General features: G+C 70.3%; 14 protein-coding genes and 2 tRNA genes. 11 read left to right on the top strand and 5 right to left on the bottom strand.

Going from position 1 to position 18,291, the window contains the following annotated elements:
• The first annotated feature begins 24 nt into the window (after window positions 1-24).
• The 8 genes from recF to ACIPAE_RS09230 all read left to right on the top strand — a co-directional run bounded on the left by recF (window position 25) and on the right by ACIPAE_RS09230 (window position 9,536).
• Window positions 25-1,188 (top strand): DNA replication/repair protein RecF, encoded by a 1,164-nt coding sequence (gene recF / locus ACIPAE_RS09265; protein WP_329366981.1) that lies wholly within the window; start codon window positions 25-27, stop codon window positions 1,186-1,188.
• Complete coding sequence (locus tag ACIPAE_RS09260) at window positions 1,185-1,850, top strand: DUF721 domain-containing protein (RefSeq protein WP_402444011.1); 666 nt, start codon at window positions 1,185-1,187, stop codon at window positions 1,848-1,850. The genes recF and ACIPAE_RS09260 overlap by 4 nt, the downstream gene beginning before the upstream one ends.
• Window positions 1,851-2,151: 301 nt before the next feature.
• Window positions 2,152-4,152: a DNA topoisomerase (ATP-hydrolyzing) subunit B gene (gene gyrB, locus ACIPAE_RS09255; protein WP_328466633.1), complete on the top strand. Its 2,001-nt coding sequence runs from the start codon at window positions 2,152-2,154 to the stop codon at window positions 4,150-4,152.
• A 44-nt stretch (window positions 4,153-4,196) separates the two neighbouring features.
• Entirely contained in the window at window positions 4,197-6,890 is a 2,694-nt protein-coding gene (gene gyrA, locus ACIPAE_RS09250; protein ID WP_329366979.1) for a DNA gyrase subunit A, read from the top strand.
• A 15-nt stretch (window positions 6,891-6,905) separates the two neighbouring features.
• On the top strand, window positions 6,906-7,571 hold the full coding sequence (locus ACIPAE_RS09245) for a DUF3566 domain-containing protein (protein ID WP_402444483.1): 666 nt from the start codon (window positions 6,906-6,908) through the stop codon (window positions 7,569-7,571).
• Window positions 7,572-7,619: 48 nt separating this feature from the next.
• A tRNA-Ile gene (locus ACIPAE_RS09240) sits at window positions 7,620-7,693 on the top strand.
• Between the two features lie 266 nt (window positions 7,694-7,959).
• The gene (locus ACIPAE_RS09235) at window positions 7,960-8,100 is read left to right on the top strand and encodes a DLW-39 family protein (RefSeq protein WP_328466668.1); all 141 of its coding nucleotides are present in this window, start codon (window positions 7,960-7,962) and stop codon (window positions 8,098-8,100) included.
• Between the two features lie 143 nt (window positions 8,101-8,243).
• On the top strand, window positions 8,244-9,536 hold the full coding sequence (locus ACIPAE_RS09230) for a hypothetical protein (RefSeq protein ID WP_402444009.1): 1,293 nt from the start codon (window positions 8,244-8,246) through the stop codon (window positions 9,534-9,536).
• 81 nt (window positions 9,537-9,617) lie between these two features.
• Here ACIPAE_RS09230 and ACIPAE_RS09225 read toward each other — a convergent pair whose 3' ends face one another.
• Window positions 9,618-11,150 (bottom strand): protein kinase, encoded by a 1,533-nt coding sequence (locus ACIPAE_RS09225; RefSeq protein WP_402444007.1) that lies wholly within the window; start codon window positions 11,148-11,150, stop codon window positions 9,618-9,620.
• Between the two features lie 146 nt (window positions 11,151-11,296).
• Between ACIPAE_RS09225 and ACIPAE_RS09220 the strand changes: the two genes are divergently transcribed.
• Window positions 11,297-11,369, top strand: a tRNA-Ala gene (locus ACIPAE_RS09220).
• 620 nt (window positions 11,370-11,989) lie between these two features.
• Complete coding sequence (dcm, locus tag ACIPAE_RS09215) at window positions 11,990-13,261, top strand: DNA (cytosine-5-)-methyltransferase (protein WP_402444006.1); 1,272 nt, start codon at window positions 11,990-11,992, stop codon at window positions 13,259-13,261.
• Window positions 13,262-13,306: 45 nt separating this feature from the next.
• Here the strand turns inward: dcm and ACIPAE_RS09210 are convergent, their stop codons facing one another.
• Both ACIPAE_RS09210 and ACIPAE_RS09205 read right to left on the bottom strand, forming a co-directional pair.
• Window positions 13,307-13,798: a very short patch repair endonuclease gene (locus ACIPAE_RS09210; RefSeq protein ID WP_402444004.1), complete on the bottom strand. Its 492-nt coding sequence runs from the start codon at window positions 13,796-13,798 to the stop codon at window positions 13,307-13,309.
• The gene (locus ACIPAE_RS09205) at window positions 13,795-14,748 is read right to left on the bottom strand and encodes a NaeI family type II restriction endonuclease (RefSeq protein ID WP_402444002.1); all 954 of its coding nucleotides are present in this window, start codon (window positions 14,746-14,748) and stop codon (window positions 13,795-13,797) included. Before ACIPAE_RS09205 ends, ACIPAE_RS09210 begins: the two co-directional genes overlap by 4 nt.
• 64 nt (window positions 14,749-14,812) lie before the next feature.
• Here ACIPAE_RS09205 and ACIPAE_RS09200 point away from each other — a divergent pair, with 64 nt between their 5' ends.
• Window positions 14,813-15,001, top strand: coding sequence for a hypothetical protein (locus tag ACIPAE_RS09200; protein ID WP_402444000.1), 189 nt, complete (start codon window positions 14,813-14,815; stop codon window positions 14,999-15,001).
• 21 nt (window positions 15,002-15,022) lie between these two features.
• Here ACIPAE_RS09200 and ACIPAE_RS09195 read toward each other — a convergent pair whose 3' ends face one another.
• Together ACIPAE_RS09195 and ACIPAE_RS09190 are read right to left on the bottom strand one after the other, a co-directional pair.
• Window positions 15,023-16,858 (bottom strand): DEAD/DEAH box helicase, encoded by a 1,836-nt coding sequence (locus tag ACIPAE_RS09195; protein WP_402443999.1) that lies wholly within the window; start codon window positions 16,856-16,858, stop codon window positions 15,023-15,025.
• Window positions 16,859-18,277, bottom strand: coding sequence for a transcriptional regulator (locus ACIPAE_RS09190; protein ID WP_402443997.1), 1,419 nt, complete (start codon window positions 18,275-18,277; stop codon window positions 16,859-16,861).
• Between the last annotated feature and the right edge of the window lie 14 nt (window positions 18,278-18,291).

Raw genomic sequence — 18,291 nt, 5'->3', positions numbered from 1 at the left:
GCGCGCCCAGCGCCACAGCACGCGATGCACGTAGCGCACCTTTCGCTCGCCGACTTCCGCTCCTACGCCCGGGCCGAGGTCCCCCTCGACCCGGGCGTCACGGTTTTCGTCGGGCCCAACGGGCACGGCAAGACCAACCTGGTCGAGGCGGTCGGCTACCTGGCCACCCTCGGCAGCCACCGGGTCGCCTCGGACGCCCCGCTGGTGCGGCTCGGCGCGGAGCGGTCGGTGGTACGCGCCCAGGTGGTGCAGGGCGACCGGCAGCAGCTGGTCGAGCTGGAGATCAACCCGGGCAAGGCCAACCGGGCCCGGATCAACCGCTCTTCGCAGGTCCGGCCGCGGGACGTGCTCGGCATCCTGCGCAGCGTGCTGTTCGCGCCGGAGGACCTGGCGCTGGTCAAGGGCGACCCCGGCGAGCGCCGCCGCTTCCTCGACGAGCTGGTCACCGCCCGCGCGCCGCGCCTCGCCGGCGTGCGCGCCGACTACGAACGGGTACTCAAGCAGCGCAACACCCTGCTGAAGTCCGCCGCGTTGGCCCGCCGGCACGGCAGCCGGGCGGCCGCGGGCCCCGGTGGCAGGACGGGCGGCGCCGACCTGTCCACGCTCGACGTGTGGGACCAGCACCTGGCCCGCGTCGGCGCCGAAGTGCTCGCCCAGCGGCTCGACCTGGTCGCCGCGCTCCAGCCGCTGGCCGACAAGGCGTACGAGCAACTCGCGCCCGGCGGCGGCCCGGTCGGCCTGGAGTACCGCGGCTCGATCGGCGACGAGCGGATGGCGGGCGCGACCGGCCGCGAGGACCTGTACGGGCGGCTGCTGGAGGCGCTGGGCGAGGCCCGCAAGCAGGAGATCGAGCGCGGTGTCACGCTCGTCGGCCCGCACCGCGACGACCTGGTGCTGAAGCTCGGCCCGCTGCCGGCGAAGGGCTATGCCAGCCACGGCGAGTCGTGGTCGTACGCCCTCGCGTTGCGGCTGGCGTCGTACGAACTGCTCTGCTCCGACGGCCGGGAGCCGGTGCTGGTGCTGGACGACGTCTTCGCCGAGCTGGACACCCGGCGCCGGGAGCGGCTGGCCGAACTCGTCGCGCCCGGCGAGCAGGTGCTGGTCACGGCCGCGGTCGACGACGACGTGCCGGGAGTGCTGGTGGGCTCGCGGTTCGCGGTGCAGAACGGGACGGTGCAGCGGGCATGAGCGAAGGCGAGCGGGCGAAGGCGCGGCGCGAGGACGGCGGCGGCAGGGCCGTACCGCGGCAGGACGGCGCGGCGGCGGGCACCGCGTCCACCGCCGGGTCCGGCGCGGCGTCGAGCGCGGCATCCGGCGGCCCGGACCCGTCGGCCGCAGCCGGCACGTCGGGCGGCACATCGGGCGTGGATCTCGCCCGCGTGGCGCTGCGGGCGGCGAAGGAGCAGGCGCGCGCCCGGGGCGCGGCCGCGGTGCAGAAGAAGCAGGCCCGCCGGGGCGGCCTGCGCAGCGGCGCCCGGGCGGACGGCCGTGACCCGCTGCCGCTGGGCGCGGCGATCAACCGGCTGATCACCGAGCGCGGCTGGGAGGCGCCGGCCGCCGTCGGCGGGGTGATGGGCCGCTGGCCCCAGCTCGTCGGACCCGAGGTGGCGCTGCACTGCGCGCCGGACCGGTACGACGAGGACGAGCGGGTGCTGACCGTCCAGTGCGACTCCACCGCGTGGGCCACGCAGTTGAGGCTGCTCGCGCCCACCCTGGTGGCCCGGCTCAACGCCGATCTCGGGCACGGCACGGTGCGGGTGATCAAGGTGCTGGCGCCGGCCGGACCGAGCCGGTCGTACGGCCGGTTGCGGGCGCCCGGCAGCCGCGGTCCCGGTGACACATACGGGTGAGCGAGTGGCGCACGGATGCCCCTGCTGAGCGTAGCGAAGGGTTGACAGCCGGAAGCCCTGGACGCCCGCGTGAGCGGTTTCGGCACCGGGTCCGCGTGTAGGGAGTCGGGCGCGGCAGGGTTTGGGCGGCACATGGGAACTCAGGTACCGGCAAAGCCCCACTCATGTCGGCGCTACCGGTAGACTGATACGAGACCGCCCTCCCCTGGCAGTCCGGCGAGTCCGGCAGGGGTACCCCAGCGGAACCGTCGAACCACAGTCAGAACATCGCAGCCGGTCCCACCTCGGTGGGACCAGGCTCGTGCTGTGCCAGAAAGGGCGCTTCGTGGCCGATTCCGGCAACCCCAACGAGAACTCCAACAAGTCCTACGACGCCAGTGCGATCACCGTGCTGGAAGGGCTTGAGGCGGTGCGCAAGCGCCCCGGTATGTACATCGGCTCGACCGGTGAGCGGGGCCTGCACCACCTCGTGCAAGAGGTCGTCGACAACTCGGTCGACGAGGCGATGGCCGGCTACGCCGACACCATCGATGTCACGATCCTCGCCGACGGTGGCGTGCGTGTGGTGGACAACGGGCGCGGCATCCCGGTCGGCATCATCCCCTCGGAGGGCAAGCCGGCCGTCGAGGTCGTGCTGACCGTGCTGCACGCGGGCGGCAAGTTCGGCGGCGGCGGCTACGCGGTCTCCGGCGGTCTGCACGGCGTCGGCGTCTCCGTGGTCAACGCGCTGTCGACGCGCGTCGCTGTCGAGATCCGCACCGAGGGCCGCCGCTGGACGCAGGAGTACAAGCTGGGCGTGCCCACCGCGCCACTGGCCGAGCACGAAGCCACCGAGGAGACCGGCACCTCGGTCACCTTCTGGGCCGACCCCGACATCTTCGAGACCACCGACTACTCCTTCGAGACGCTCTCCCGGCGCCTCCAGGAGATGGCGTTCCTCAACAAGGGCCTGCGGATCGCGCTGACCGACGAGCGCCCCGACCACGTCGACGAGGAGGGCAAGCCGCTCTCCGCCTCGTACTACTACGAGGGCGGCATCGTCGACTACGTGCGGTACCTCAACTCGCGCAAGGGCGAGATGGTCCACCCCACGGTGATCGACATCGAGGCGGAGGACAAGGAGCGGCTGCTGTCGGTCGAGGTCGCGATGCAGTGGAACACCCAGTACAGCGAGGGTGTCTACAGCTTCGCGAACACGATCCACACCCACGAGGGCGGCACCCACGAGGAGGGCTTCCGCGCGGCGCTGACCGGCCTGGTCAACCGCTACGCGCGGGAGAAGAAGCTGCTGCGGGAGAAGGACGACAACCTCACCGGCGAGGACATCCGCGAGGGCCTGACCGCGATCATCTCGGTGAAGCTCGGCGAGCCGCAGTTCGAGGGCCAGACGAAGACGAAGCTCGGCAACACCGAGGCGAAGACGTACGTCCAGAAGGTCGTGCACGAGCACCTCACCGACTGGCTGGACCGCAATCCCAACGAGGCCACGGACATCATCCGCAAGTCGATCCAGGCGGCCACCGCCCGGGTCGCGGCCCGTAAGGCGCGGGACCTCACCCGCCGCAAGGGGCTGCTGGAGTCCGCGTCGCTGCCCGGCAAGCTGAGCGACTGCCAGTCGAACGACCCGACGAAGTGCGAGATCTTCATCGTCGAGGGTGACTCCGCCGGCGGCTCGGCGAAGTCCGGCCGCAACCCGCAGTACCAGGCGATCCTCCCGATCCGCGGCAAGATCCTCAACGTGGAGAAGGCCAGGATCGACAAGATCCTGCAGAACCAGGAGATCCAGGCGCTGATCTCGGCCTTCGGCACGGGTGTGCACGAGGACTTCGACATCGACAAGCTCCGCTATCACAAGATCATCCTGATGGCGGACGCCGACGTCGACGGCCAGCACATCAACACGCTGCTGCTGACCTTCCTCTTCCGCTTCATGCGCCCGCTGGTGGAGGCCGGGCACGTGTACCTCTCCCGCCCGCCGCTGTTCAAGGTGAAGTGGGGCCGCGACGACTGGGAGTACGCCTACTCCGACCGCGAGCGCGACGCGCTGGTCGCGCTGGGCAAGCAGAGCGGCAAGCGCATCCGCGAGGACTCGATCCAGCGCTTCAAGGGCCTCGGCGAGATGAACGCGGAAGAGCTGCGGGTCACCACCATGGACATCGACCACCGCGTGCTCGGCAAGGTCACCCTGGACGACGCGGCGCAGGCCGACGACCTGTTCTCGGTCCTGATGGGCGAGGACGTGGAGGCGCGCCGCACCTTCATCCAGCGCAACGCCAAGGACGTCCGGTTCCTGGACATCTGAGTCGGCCCCGACTTCCGGCCGTGTGAAAGGACTATCAGACAGCGATGGCCGACGAGACCCCCAACACCCCTCCCGTGCCCGATCTCCCCGCGTCCGAGATGGACGAGCGCAACGAGTCCGGCGGACTGCGCATCGAGCCCGTCGGGCTCGAGACGGAGATGCAGCGCAGCTACCTCGACTACGCGATGTCCGTCATCGTCTCGCGCGCCCTGCCGGACGTGCGCGACGGCCTCAAGCCGGTGCACCGCCGGGTGCTGTACGCGATGTACGACGGCGGCTACCGGCCGGAGAAGGGCTTCTACAAGTGCGCCCGCGTCGTCGGTGACGTGATGGGTACGTACCACCCGCACGGCGACTCCTCGATCTACGACGCGCTGGTCCGCCTCGCGCAGCCGTGGTCGATGCGGATGCCGCTGGTGGACTCCAACGGCAACTTCGGCTCGCCGGGCAACGACCCGGCCGCCGCCATGCGGTACACCGAGTGCAAGATGGCGCCGCTGGCCATGGAGATGGTCCGGGACATCGACGAGGAGACCGTCGACTTCACGGACAACTACGACGGCCGCAACCAGGAGCCGACGGTCCTGCCGTCCCGCTTCCCGAACCTGCTGATCAACGGTTCGGCCGGGATCGCGGTCGGCATGGCCACCAACATCCCGCCGCACAACCTGCGGGAGGTCGCCGACGGCGCCCAGTGGTTCCTGGCCAACCCGGAGGCCGGCTCCGAGGAACTCCTCGAGGCCCTGATCGAGCGGATCAAGGGCCCGGACTTCCCGACCGGCGCCTTGGTGGTCGGCCGCCGTGGCATCGAGGACGCGTACCGCACCGGCCGCGGCTCGATCACCATGCGCGCGGTCGTCGAGGTCGAGGAGATCCAGAACCGGCAGTGCCTGGTCGTCACCGAGCTGCCGTACCAGACCAACCCGGACAACCTCGCGCAGAAGATCGCCGACCTGGTGAAGGACGGCCGGATCGGCGGCATCGCGGACGTCCGCGACGAGACCTCCTCGCGCACCGGCCAGCGACTGGTGATCGTGCTCAAGCGCGACGCCGTCGCCAAGGTCGTGCTGAACAACCTCTACAAGCACACCGACCTCCAGTCGAACTTCGGCGCCAACATGCTGGCGCTGGTCGACGGGGTGCCGCGCACGCTGTCGCTGGACGCGTTCATCCGGAACTGGGTGAACCACCAGGTCGAGGTCATCGTCCGGCGCACCCGCTTCCGGCTGCGCAAGGCCGAGGAGCGCGCCCACATCCTGCGCGGCCTGCTCAAGGCGCTCGACGCGATCGACGAGGTCATCGCGCTGATCCGGCGCAGCGACACCGTCGAGACCGCGCGCGAGGGCCTGATGGGCCTGCTGACGATCGACGAGATCCAGGCGAACGCGATCCTGGAGATGCAGCTGCGCCGGCTGGCCGCCCTGGAGCGGCAGAAGATCATCGCCGAGCACGACGAGCTCCAGGCGAAGATCAACGAGTACAACGCGATCCTGGCCTCCCCCGAGCGCCAGCGGCAGATCATCAGTGAGGAGCTGCAGGCCATCGTCGACAAGTTCGGCGACGACCGGCGCAGCAAGCTGGTGCCCTTCGACGGTGACATGTCCATCGAGGACCTGATCGCCGAAGAGGACATCGTCGTCACGATCACCCGTGGCGGCTACGTCAAGCGCACCAAGACCGAGGACTACCGCTCGCAGAAGCGCGGCGGCAAGGGCGTGCGCGGCACCAAGCTGAAGCAGGACGACATCGTCGACCACTTCTTTGTCACAACCACGCACCAATGGTTGCTGTTCTTCACGAACAAGGGACGCGTCTACCGCGCCAAGGCGTACGAGCTCCCGGACGCCGGACGCGACGCCCGCGGCCAGCATGTCGCCAACCTGCTGGCCTTCCAGCCGGACGAGCGGATCGCCCAGATCCTGGCCATCAAGGACTACGAAGCGGCGCCGTATCTGGTGCTCGCCACGAAGTCCGGCTTGGTGAAGAAGACCGCGCTGAAGGACTACGACTCCCCGCGTTCCGGCGGCGTCATCGCGATCAATCTGCGCGACGCGGGAGCGGCCGAGGAGGGTGGCGCGGCCGAGTCCGACGAGCTGATCGGCGCCGAGCTGGTCTCCGCCGAGGACGACTTGTTGCTGGTCAGCCGCAAGGCGCAGTGCATTCGCTTCACCGCGACGGACGACGCGCTGCGGCCGATGGGGCGGGCCACCTCCGGGGTCAAGGGCATGAGTTTCCGCGAGGGTGACGAACTTCTCTCCATGAACGTCGTCCGGCCCGGTACGTTCGTCTTCACCGCCACCGACGGCGGGTACGCCAAGCGGACGCGGGTCGACGAGTACCGCGTGCAGGGGCGCGGCGGGCTCGGTATCAAGGCAGCGAAGATCGTGGAGGACCGGGGCTCTCTGGTCGGGGCGCTGGTGGTCGAGGAGACCGATGAGATCCTCGCCATCACGCTCAGCGGCGGTGTGATCCGCACGCGGGTCAACGAGGTCAGGGAGACCGGTCGTGACACCATGGGCGTTCAGCTCATCAATCTCGGCAAGCGGGACGCGGTGGTAGGTATCGCGCGGAACGCCGAAGCGGAGGATGATCCGGACGGCGTGGAGCTGGACGGCGCGGAGCCGGATGAGCAGGACGGCGCGGCGGCGCAGGCAGCGGCGCAGGACGACACGAGCACGACAGGGCATGACGCTGCGGTCCCGGGCACCGAGCCCGCGGCCGGTGAACCAGAGGAGTAAGCCGTGAGTGGAGCCATGGGCGCCGCGGGCGGGTCCGGCAGGACGGGCGGTGCGCACGGTGCCGGCCGGACAGGCGGTGCCCATGGCTCGGCCGGGGGAGCCGGGCCTAGCGGCTCCGCGGACCGCAAGGGTCCGCAGGAGGGGGGACACACCGTGACGGACACCCGTCAGTCGCCGCATCAGCCGCCGGCCGCCTATGCGCCGCCTCGCCCGCCGGGCGCTCCTGCCGGGGCTCCCGGCGGGACCTCGGGCTCGCCGGCGGCGGCCGGGGTGCGCAGACCGCGGCCCGCGGCCCGGACGGCGCCGCGCACCCGCAAGGCGCGGCTGCGGGTGGCCAAGGCCGACCCGTGGTCGGTGATGAAGGTCAGCTTCCTGCTCTCCATCGCGCTGGGCATCTGCACGATCATCGCGGTCGCCGTGCTGTGGATGGTGCTCGACACCATCGGCGTGTTCAGCGCCGTGGGCTCCACGATCAGCGACGCGACCTCCACCGAGGGCGGCAAGGGCGGCTTCGACCTCGTCGGCTTCCTGTCGCTGTCCCGGGTGATGCTCTTCACCACGGTGATCGCGGTCATCGACGTGGTGCTCGCCACCGCGCTGGCGACGCTCGGTGCCTTCATCTACAACCTCTCCTCGGGTTTCGTGGGCGGCATCGAGCTGACTCTCGCCGAGGACGAGTAACCGATTTTGGGCCACGGCCCCTGGTGCGCTAATCTTTCGGTGCAGCGCGGGGCTATAGCTCAGACGGTTAGAGCGCTTCCCTGATAAGGAAGAGGCCCCAGGTTCAAGTCCTGGTAGCCCCACTCGCAGACAGGCGGCTCGGTCCCTGAGGACCGGGCCGCCTTCGTCGTTCTCCGGCCGAGGCCGCTGCGTCGGGGTTCCGCGGCGGGTGAGGTTCGGCTGGGTGGGGTTCGGCGCCTGTGAGGTTCGGCCGGTCGCGGGAGCGCTACTTCCACCGGGCGTGATGCCCTACCCGTTTTCGGTGCCAGGTAACCGTTCGGTATCGGCTGCTGTGTATAGTCGGGCGGGTCAGAAGCTCGTCTCACGCTAGAAGGAGGAGGGTCAGGCGATGAAGAAGATTCTCCTGATCGCCCTGGCCGCCGTTGCCGGGCTGTTCGTGTACCGGCAGATCCAGGCGGACCGCGCCGAGCAGGACCTGTGGACGGAAGCCACTGACACGGTCCCGGGTGGCTCCGGCACAGACGTGTGAGACGCCGTTAGCAGGACGCCGCAAGGCGTGGGGGCGATCTCCGGGCCCCGGTCGCACAGCGCGACCGGGGCCTTCGCCGTTCCCGCGGGCTTCGATACGGTGCCGGTGCATCGCGCTCTGATCGGTGGGGACAGGAGCAGGGGATGAAGCGCACGACGTTCGGTGTGGCCGCCGCGTTACTGCTGCTGGCCGCGGCCACGGGCCCGGCGGCGGCGGACGGCGGGAGCCCGGCCCCGGCACCCACCGCGCCGGCCACCTGGCAGCCGCGGGGCAGCGTGCTCGACGGCGCGGCGACCACGGCCGACGCGCCCGCGATGAAGGCCGGCGTCACGTACCGGGACAGCATCAAGCCCGGCGAGACCCGGATGTACGGCATCGCGCTGGACGCGAAGTCCTCCGCCTACGCCTCGGCGTTCGCGGTGCCGCGGTCCGGCTCGAAGGTGACCTACGACGACGGCCTCGAGCTGAAGCTGGTCAGCGCCGACGGTTCGGAGTGCGACAGCCGCGAAGGCCATTTCGACGACGACGGCGACGCCCGCCCGGTCGGCACCGCGGTGGAGCGCGCCACCGGCGACGAGGACGACGACTGCCGGCGCGCCGACCAGTACACCCTCCAGGTGCACCGGACCTCCGACCCCGGCTCGGATCAGGCGGCCTGGCCGCTGGAACTGCGCTACGTGCTCGAACCGCCGTTGAAGCCCGGCTCCGTGCCGCCGCCCGCCCCCGCCACGACCGGCGCCACCGCCTCCCCGACCCCGCTCACCACCGGCACCGTGCGGCAGGCGTCCGGCGGCCCTTCCTTCGAGACCGCGGCCGCGATCAGGACCGGCGTCTGGAAGGACCGGGTATTGCCCGGCGAGACCCGCTTCTACAAGGTCCCGGTGGACTGGGGCCAGCAGCCCACCGTCTTCGCGGACTTCTCCAGCGCGCCGCTGATCGGCAGCTCGCTCGACTTCGTCAACACCGGTGTGCGGCTGACGGCTTTCAGCCCGGTCCGGCAGTACGTCGACGGTGCCGACGGCTCGTACTCCGGCGCGCCCACCTCGCTGGTCGAGCAGTTGCCGACGGTGGCCTACGCGAACCGCTCGTCGGACGACGACATGGTGCAGCGGGTGGCGGTCGCGGGCTGGTACTACTTCGCGGTCACCGTGCATCCGGACGTCGCCAAGCAGGTCAGCGGGCCGGTGCCGGTCACGCTGCGGGTCCAGGTGCATGGCGCGGCGCAGGCCGCCCCGGCGTACTCGGGGAACCCGGGCGCGGCCGGGATCGGCGTCGACGCGCATGACGTGGCGGCGGCCGACGGCACCGCGACCGGCGGCTCGTCCTCCTCGGCGCTGCGCCTGGTCGCGTACGGGGCGTTCGCGGTGGGAACACTGCTGCTGCTCGTGCTCGCGGTGTGGTTCGGCGCGGCACGGTGGCGGCCGGCACGGGGCTGACCCGGCGCGGACTTCCGCAGCCCGCGCGGTCCCGGGACGTCGGGATCTTGGGACATCGGGACCTTGGGACGTCGGGTTCGCTCAGGACGCCATCAGGGCCGCGATGCCGACCGCGAAGCAGAGCAGGGCGAGGACCAGGACGGGGACCGCGACTCTGGCCGGCGGGCCGGGCTTGGCGCGGCGGGCCGGGAGTTCGGTGGAGGCGGTGTCGGCGGAGGAGTGGGCGGCGGCATGGCTGGGCCCGGCCGAGGGGACCGGCTCGGGCAGCGGCAGCGCCACGTGGTCGGGGCGGGTGGGCGGGTGGGTCGGGGGCCCCTGCGGGCTGTCGGGCGCCATGGCGGGCGCGGGGACGGCCTCCGAGGCCGCGGCAGGGGTCGGGGCGGCGTGGCGCGCCTGGCGGCGCTTTCCGGGCGGCTGCGGGGCGGGTACGGACTCCGGGTACTCCGGGTACGGCGTCCCGGCAGGCAGCCGTGGGGCTCGGGCGGCCGAGGACTGGGCCTGGGCGGCGCCGGTCGGGTCGGGAGTGGGAGTTGCGGGGCGGGGAGCTGCGGGGCCGGGTGTCGCGGGGCCGTGGGCCGGCGGGTACGGGAACGACGGTTGCGGGGCGGCGGGTTGGGCCGATTCTGCGGGCCCTGCGGGCCCTGCGGGCCCTGCGGATTCCGCGGGCTCTGCAGGCTCTGCTGGCGGGCCGGACAGGTCGATGGTCAGCGGGCCGCCGGCCACCCGGTCCGCGACGGTCGGCCCGTCCGGGCCGAAGCCCGGGGGCAGCGGGCCGATCTGGTCGAAGATCTCCACCGGTTCCTCGCCGGGCGCACCCTCCGGCAGCAGTTCCATGGCGGCCCCCAGCGCCTTGCGCGCGCCCGTCGCCGTACGGAACCGCGCGTACGGGTCCGGCTGGAGCAGGGTGCCGACCACCTGCCACAGCGGGCCCGGCACGCCCAACGGCGCCGGGGGCATGCCCATCTCCAGGAACCGGTCCTGCACCGCCTGCGCGTCCGGCTTCCGGCCGCCCAGCAGGTAGAGCGTGACGAGGCCGGTCGCGTACAGGTCCGCCGCGAAGTCCGGTTCGGCGCCGAGCAGTTGCTCCGGGGCGAAGTAGCCGGGGGTGCCGACCACGTAGTTGGTCTCGGTCAGCCGGGCGTCGCCCTTGCGCATCGCGATCCCGAAGTCCGACAGCCGCACGTGCGGGGCGCGCGTGCCGGTCGCCTCCAGCAGGACGTTGGCGGGCTTGATGTCCCGGTGCACGATGCCCTCGGCGTGTACCGCGGTCAGCCCGGCCAGCAGCTGGTCGAGCAGCACGCACACGAACCGCGGCGGCAGCGGGCCGTACTCCCCGACCAGGTGCGACAGCGACCCGCCGCACACCAGGTCCATGGTGAACAGCACCTTGTCGTCGTCCGCGGCCCAGCTCGCCGGGGCCAGCACATGCGGGTGGTCGATCCGCATCGCCTGCTCCCGTACGAAGCGCAGCAGCGCGTGGGCGTCACTCTGCTGGAGCACCTTCGCGGCCACGTATCGCCGCCTGCGCCGGTCCCATGCCCGCCACACCGCCCCGACCCCGCCGTGCCCGATCGGGTCCACCAGCTCGTACCGACCCGCGAAGACCTCGCCCATGGCCTGCCGTCCGCCCCCTTCACCGACCCCGATCCGTCGGACCCGACTCTGCCAGTGCCCCCGCCCGGGCGCGAGGGTGCCACCCGTCCCACCCCCTCAACCCGTTTCAGCTCGACCCCCCGCAACGGGTACGCTGTCTGCGACACGGGGCCTTAGCTCAGTTGGTAGAGCGCTGCCTTTGCAAGGCAGATGTCAGGAGTTCGAATCTCCTAGGCTCCACCGTGTGCTTCGCAGTTCAGCGGCCCCTTCACCCGTCTCGGGTGAAGGGGCCGCTGGCGTTCAGCACCTATCTGGCACACATCAGGCCGCAGCCTGCTCCAGCGTCGCCAGTTCGGCCGCCGCTCGCTGGGCTTTCTGTGCAGGTCGTCGAGACGGGTGCGCACGGCACCAGCAAGGGCACCGAGACGTCGAACACAACGAACTCGGACTCGAAGAACGACCAGGGTCCGACCAGGACTCGCAGCAGCTCAGTGGGCCGATCTTGTGCAGCCGCGGTCTTGAAGGGAAGCTCGCGTTGTCAGATCCGTAGGCGCCCCGGGACGACTAGGCAGGGCTTGCCGCAGCCAGAGGCGCGGGTGGGTCACTGTGGTGACTGGCGCTGAGCCGATGCGGGGGCGGCGTCCCAGGCTGTGGTTCGACCTGCACTTAGACTGGCGTGCCGGGGTTCGCGTTCACGGTCAGATGTACTCGGCCGTCATGCTGGACTGTCCGGAAAGAAGCTGGGATGTTCGTCCGCAGAGGACGGGTCGCTAGTGCGTTCGAATCTCATCGGACGCGCAGAGCGAAAGAGGCCGGACCACGGTCTGTCGGCCCGGCGGTGTGCACGTGATGGAGGACGAATGTCGAAGCTTCTTGCGGTCGAGATCTGCGCTGGGGCGGGGGGCCAGGCCCTGGGCTTGGAGCGGGCAGGCTTCGGGCACAAGCTGGCGGTTGAACTCGACCCCAACGCAGCGGAGACGCTTCGGCGCAACCGGAAGGACTGGCAGGTCGTAGAGGGCGATGTGGCCAGCCGGGACGTGTGGCACCCGGAGGACTACCACGGCATCGATCTACTCGCCGGGGGGGTGCCCTGCCCGCCCTTCACGATCGCCGGCAAACAGCTCGGGGCCACCGACGAGCGCGATCTCTTCGCCTGGGCGGTCAGCCAGGTTAAGACTGTAGAGCCGAAGGCCCTCCTGCTGGAGAACGTGCGCGGCCTCAGCGCCAACCGCTTCGCGGCGTACCGCCAGCACGTACTGGACGAGCTTCAGAGGTGCGGCTACGTGGCCTCGTGGAGGCTGCTCCAGGCGTCGGACTTCGGCGTCCCGCAGCTGCGGCCCCGCTTCGTGCTGGTCGCCCTGCAACGCGAGTACGCCGAATACTTCACCTGGCCTGAACCGCTCGAAGGGGATAAGCCGACGGTGGGCGGAACCCTGGAACGCATGATGGGTTCCGAGGGCTGGAAGGGCGCTGCGGCATGGGCGCAGGGCGCTCTCAGCATCGCCCCGACGATTGTCGGCGGCTCGAAGAAGCACGGCGGCGCCGACCTCGGACCCACCAGGGCCAAGGCCGCATGGGCGAAGCTGGGCGTAGATGCCATGGGTGTGGCTGACGCGCCACCGAAGGCTGGGTGGACCGCGCCCGAAGGCAAGCCAGGACCGAAGCTGACGTGCGAGATGGTCGCCCGCATCCAGGGTTGGGAGGAAGGGGAGTGGAAGTTCACTGGCGGCAAGACCACGCGGTACCGCCAGATCGGCAACGCCTTCCCCCCGCCTGTGGCTGCAGCGGTTGGGAAGTCCATTCACGCGGCTCTTACGAAGCAGGGCAAGCCTGTCAAACTTGTGGAGACCACCGAGGTGATCCACGACCCCGTCTACAAGCTTCTGCGCGGGGCTGACCGTCCGGTCGGCATGAGCCAGATCATCACCAAGCTCCAGAAGGGCGGGGTGGAGCTGAGCGAGCCCGAGGTGGAGCGCCATCTGGCCCACCTCGAGAGGGACTTCGTGATCGAGCGGGCGAAGCGCTCTGGCGGCACCTACGCCTATACCCTCGGCGAGTTCAAGGCCTTTGTGGGTCAGGAAGGCCACGAGAGGCACGAGCTGTTCGCCGTGAACAAAGCCAAGATCAGCTGAGCCGCGTTGGGCCGGGGCGCAGGCACAATGCCGGCCCCGGCCAGATCACGGTCCGCTCCGGCGCTCCCGCATTGCCTTGCGCTCGCTGACAGCCGCGACCACGGCCGCCGCGCACTCGCCCGCCGCCTGGTGCTCCCAGAAGCGCAGGACTAGCCATCCGGCGTCTTCCAATCGTGCGTCGGTCTCGCGATCGCGGCGCATGTTGCCGCCGATCTTCTCCCGCCAATAGTCGGGGTTGGTCTTCGGTGGCACGAAGTGCTGGCCACATCCGTGCCAGAAACAGCCGTCGACGAACACCGCGACCCGGACAGGACGGAACACCATGTCGGCGGTCCTGCGCATGCCGGGCAGCGGCTTGGCCGCGACGCGGTAGCGCAGCCCGGCCGCGTGGACGAGGGAGCGCAGGGCCAGCTCCGGGGCGGTATCGCGAGCGCGGTTTCCCAGCATGCTGCGCCGGTTGGCGGCTGATGAGGCCCACGAGCCCTTCGGCGCTGTCCATGCAGCGCCTGCGTCGGCGTCGTTTGCTTTCGCGCTCATATCTCGGGCAGTTTCGGAACGGTCTCTTCGGGGTCCGACGGCAGTGCTCGTACCCACTGCTCCCCGTTCAATTCTATGTAGGGCGCGTCGCTGTGGTACGCCTGCCGGCGGGCGAGCCGGACGCTGACCGAGTCGCCTGCTTGGGGGACCGGCACGCCCAGCAGACGCGCGATGTCGCCGTGGCTTGTGTAATGGCCGAGGATGACGATGCCGCGGGACTGGAGGCGCGAGCGGGAGCCGCCGTTGTAGCGGACCCGCTTCATGTAGTCCTCCTGCATGGCCACGGTGGCGACCACGGTCCGGCTGACGCGCCTCCCCTGGGCACGCAAGAAGAGCTCGTCGACCCGGCCCTGTCCCGACTTCTGGGCGAAGACCGAGTCCGCATCATCCGGCGAGAGCCCGAGCAGCATGTTCTCCTTGAGCGGGGCCTCACGGAAAAGCCAGCGGATGGCTTCCCGCCCTGCTTTGTTCAGGGTGGTCTTGGCATCGCGGTTCCCACCGGCGTTGAGACTGCCGGGAGCCGCGCGCACCAGGCCGGCGGACCATTGCGCTTTGACGTCGTTGGCCCAGACCACCAGCAGCAGGTGCCCGACGGCCTCCGGGGGGATCATCCAGTTGCCCAAGGTCTGGGAGAACTTGCAGTCCACGTCGATGCCGACGATGCGGTAGTCCATCGCCTCCCCGTCGCCGAAGCCGAACTCACGCTGGAGATTGATCTCGACGAGGGTCCCCATATGGGCCTTCTCGGTCTTGTAGAGCTGCTCCCAGCGGAAGCGGCCGGTGTGCTGCCCGTCGAGGAGCATGTCGATGCTCCTGCGGATCGCACCGGCGAAGCGCGCTCCGTCCAGATCCTGCCGCAGGATCGCCGCCGCCACGGCCTCCAGCTCCGCATCCTGCTCAGGCTGCGGCCCCCACAGTGGGGCCTGTACCCCGTCAATGCCGTCATCCACAGGACGTGACCCTATCCGTCCCTGCTTAGCGGACAGGCACCGCGGCAGGCGGGAACTCGGTGCCATGATCCGCGAACTCGCTGAAACCGCTGTCGATGACGACGGACGAGTCGCCTTGCCACTCGGTCTGCTGGCCGAAGCAGGTCTTGATACGGGGTCCAGGCTGCTTGCCTTCAGCGACGGGGACGGCCGCACCGTGCTCCAGCGCGAGGCGGACGCATTGGACCGGCTGCTGCACCACGGCTCGCTCTGATCCGAGGACCACCGGGCGGGATCAGCTGTGTTCGGCTTCTGCTCCCCGGGCATGGCGGAGCAGGGCCTGAAGGTCCGCCGCGTCCATGCCTGCGGCGAAGGCCGGCTCCTCTTCGAGGTCGCTGAGCATCTGGACCGAGGGGTCGTCGAGGATCCTGCCCATGAAGTCGAGCTTCTCGCTGAGGCGCATGGCGACAACCTCGTCTGCGGTCCCCTCTGATGCCAGGACAGTGATGCGGGTCACAGTATCGGGGGCGAGCCCGAGCCGGTGGATACGGTCAAGGCTTTGGAGGAAGCGTCCGGCCTGGAAGTCGCGGTCGATGAAAACCGCGTCATGGCAGACCTGGTGCAGGCTGATGCCCTCGCCGAGCGTGGCCGGATTGGAGATGAGGACCGCGCAGTCCCCGTCCTCGCGGAACCGGCGCAACTGCTCGTCCCTGTCCGGGGTCCCCCCGTGTACGACGGCTGGGCGGTAGTCCGCGAAGAGGCGCTCCAGGGTGGTGATGCTCCGCACGAAGCTGGCCCACACCAGCGTCTTGCGCCCTTCTGCGGCGTTGGCCGCCACGATCGCCAGCGCCTCCTGGTACTTGGGCGGCACCTCGTAGCTCGGCAGCTTCCGGAGGAGCGCCATGAGGGGGTCGCCCTCGGGGACGGTGAGCGGCGGTACCCGGAGTGAGAGGGGCTCGTACTTGGTGGCGCCCTCCACGAGGAGGGCCGGGCTGGTGGCGGCCATCAGCAGGCGGAGCACCGCCTTGCCCAGCGCCTGGAAGTCCGAGCGGCTGGCCTCGGCGCGGGCGGTAAAGCGGCCGACCATCGCGTCATAGATCTCGCGGTGCAGCGGGGGCATAGGCAGCATCCGCAGCCGCAGGTCGACAGGCGGGAGGCCGAGCTCGTGCTTGGTGGTGCGGGTGTAGAGCGGACGCAGGACGCGGCTGGCCTCGGCGAGGTCGCCCCCGTCGACGGCCTGCGTCACCACCCGGCGGCCATGACCGGGCCAGACGAACGACAGCAGGTTCTCCAGGTCCTTCGCCCCGTTCGGCGCCGGGGTACCGGTGAGGATGAGCCGGCGGGTGCTCAGCGGCCCCAGCGCCAGGCAGACGGCTCCGTACACGCCGGCGCCGCCGAGCTTCATGCGGTGGGCCTCGTCCAGGACCAGCATCGTGGGCACGGAGGTGAGCCACTCGGCCAGGCCGAACTGGGAACGGCCGAGCCGCTCGTAGTTCACCAGGAGGACGTCGGCGGACTCGGGCATCCGGCTGCCGACCACCTGGACGTCCAACGGCCGTTCGAAGCAGACACGGCTCTCGAACTGCCAGGCTTCGTAGGCGGACTTGGGGCTGACGACGAGCAGCCGGTCGACCTCGCCGCGCTCGCGGAGCGCGGCGAACACGGCCAGCGCTACCCGGGTCTTGCCGGCCCCCGGCACGCTGAAGTTCGCCCCGTGCCGCAGCGACAGCAGCCGGGCTGCGTCCCGCTGCTGGAAGGAGGTCAGATCGCCGCGCCATCCGTCGCCCAGCAGGCCGTCGAGGTCGTCCGGCGCGACGGCTTCCCCGTCGGTCCCGCCGTTGAGGAACCGCTCCGCGGTCTCGGCGGTATCGAGCATCTCCTCGACCAGTGCCTGGAAGGCGCCGTCCCAGACGACGCCGTCCGGGTCGGGCCAGTCGGCGAGCACTTCGAGGCCCGCGACGAACTCATCGACCGGGATCGCGGCGGCGAGCAGTTCGGTCATCCGGCCGCTGGGGAACCGGGACAGCAGCCGGGCCAAGTCTGCCTTGTACTCGGGAACTGTGCGCAGCAGCGCCCGGGTCCGACTGATGTCGAACCCGAGAACGAGGCTGGGAGCAGCGGTGTCCGGCACTCACAGCCCTTCTTTGAGCAGTCCGACCAGCCAGGAGGTTTCGTCCCCGGGCTCGGGGATGGTGCGCTTGACCTCGACGGCGAGCTTACCCAGGCTCTTCCTGAGCTTGGCCACGGCGTCATCGAAGGCGTCCTCGTCGAGGCTGCGCGAACTGCGGGACATGACGAGGTCGGTGACGCACTGGTCAATGTCCTGGCACGCGTCGGCCAGTCGGGCGGGAGCGGCCTGCTTGCGCTTGCGGACCCGGGCGTCCTTGCCGGCGAACTCGAAAGACTCCTCGAAGGCGTTCTTGTACGTCGCGAGCGTGTTCTGCGCACGGACCCCGTCGCGGCTGCTGAGCGATACATCCGCAGAGCTGAGCGCCCTGGCCTGGAGAAGCGCATCGGTCATCGCGCGGGCCGAGGCCAGCCTGTCGGACGGTCCCTTCACCGACCGCGCCAGCCCGGGGATCTTCACCTCGCCCGCAGCCGGCGCTGCGGGCTGCAGGCCCTCGGGAAGGGCCTTCGCCAGGTAGCGGTCCTGGAAGTCGGACTCGATGAGCCGCACGTCGGTCTTCGAGAAGCCCAGAGCGATGGCTGAGAGGCGGGACTCCAGCATCAGCTCCGCCTTGTCCGGATTGCTGGCGGTCTCCTTGGCGTACTTGCGGTGCAGCTCGCGCAGCTTCTCCGTGTGGTCCTCGAACGCGATGAGGGGGAGCGCCTTCCCGCTGGCCTCGCTCCTTTTGATCATGGTCCGGATGATGTTGAGGACCCATTGGTCCCGCCGACACGCATCTACGGTGCTGCGGAAGGCCGTCGCAATAGCCGGCAGTGAGGTTCCCTGCGCCGCCATCTCATCGATGGCGAGCAGCCGGTTGATGTACGAGTAGTCCCTGCGGTGGTCCTTGCGCAGCTGGAGCGAGAGCTCGACGGCGGCAATGTCGGACCAGTCGCACGACTCAGGCAGGACAGCGACGCGCATGGCGCGGGTCGGCCCGAACTCCTGCAGAAGCGCAGCCCGCCGGGTGTTGCCGTTGACGAGGACGCCGTCACGGGTGATCAGGCCGGGGTCGTTCTGCCCGTAGTCCCGGAGGCTCTCCGCCAGGTGGACGAACTCGGGGTCCGGCCGGGAGGGATCAGAAGGCAGGGCCTTGAGCAGGAGGTCGAGGTATTCCTGGCTCTTGTTGCTCCAGGGCTCGGTGTCCAGCAGCCTGTCCCGGCCCACGTCGTGGCTGCGCTGGGCGCGGATGCGGTGTGTGGCCGGGTTGTAGTAGAGGTCCCCCACCTGCATCTCGATGACGTCGAAGTGGCCGGGCTTGCCCCGCCACTCGATCGTCAGGGTCTCGCGGGCCCCGTCGGCATCGGCGAGTTCCTTGAGCCGCCGGGCCACCGTGGCGCGGTTCTCCTCGGCGCGGGCGGGACGCCCGTAGTCCTGTGTCACTGCACTCTCCCCCT

Origin of the sequence: Streptomyces sp. NPDC087270, assembly GCF_044744625.1 — a bacterium.
In the GTDB taxonomy this organism is placed as follows: Bacteria; Actinomycetota; Actinomycetes; order Streptomycetales; family Streptomycetaceae; genus Actinacidiphila.
This window is presented reverse-complemented; position numbering and strand designations above follow the sequence as displayed.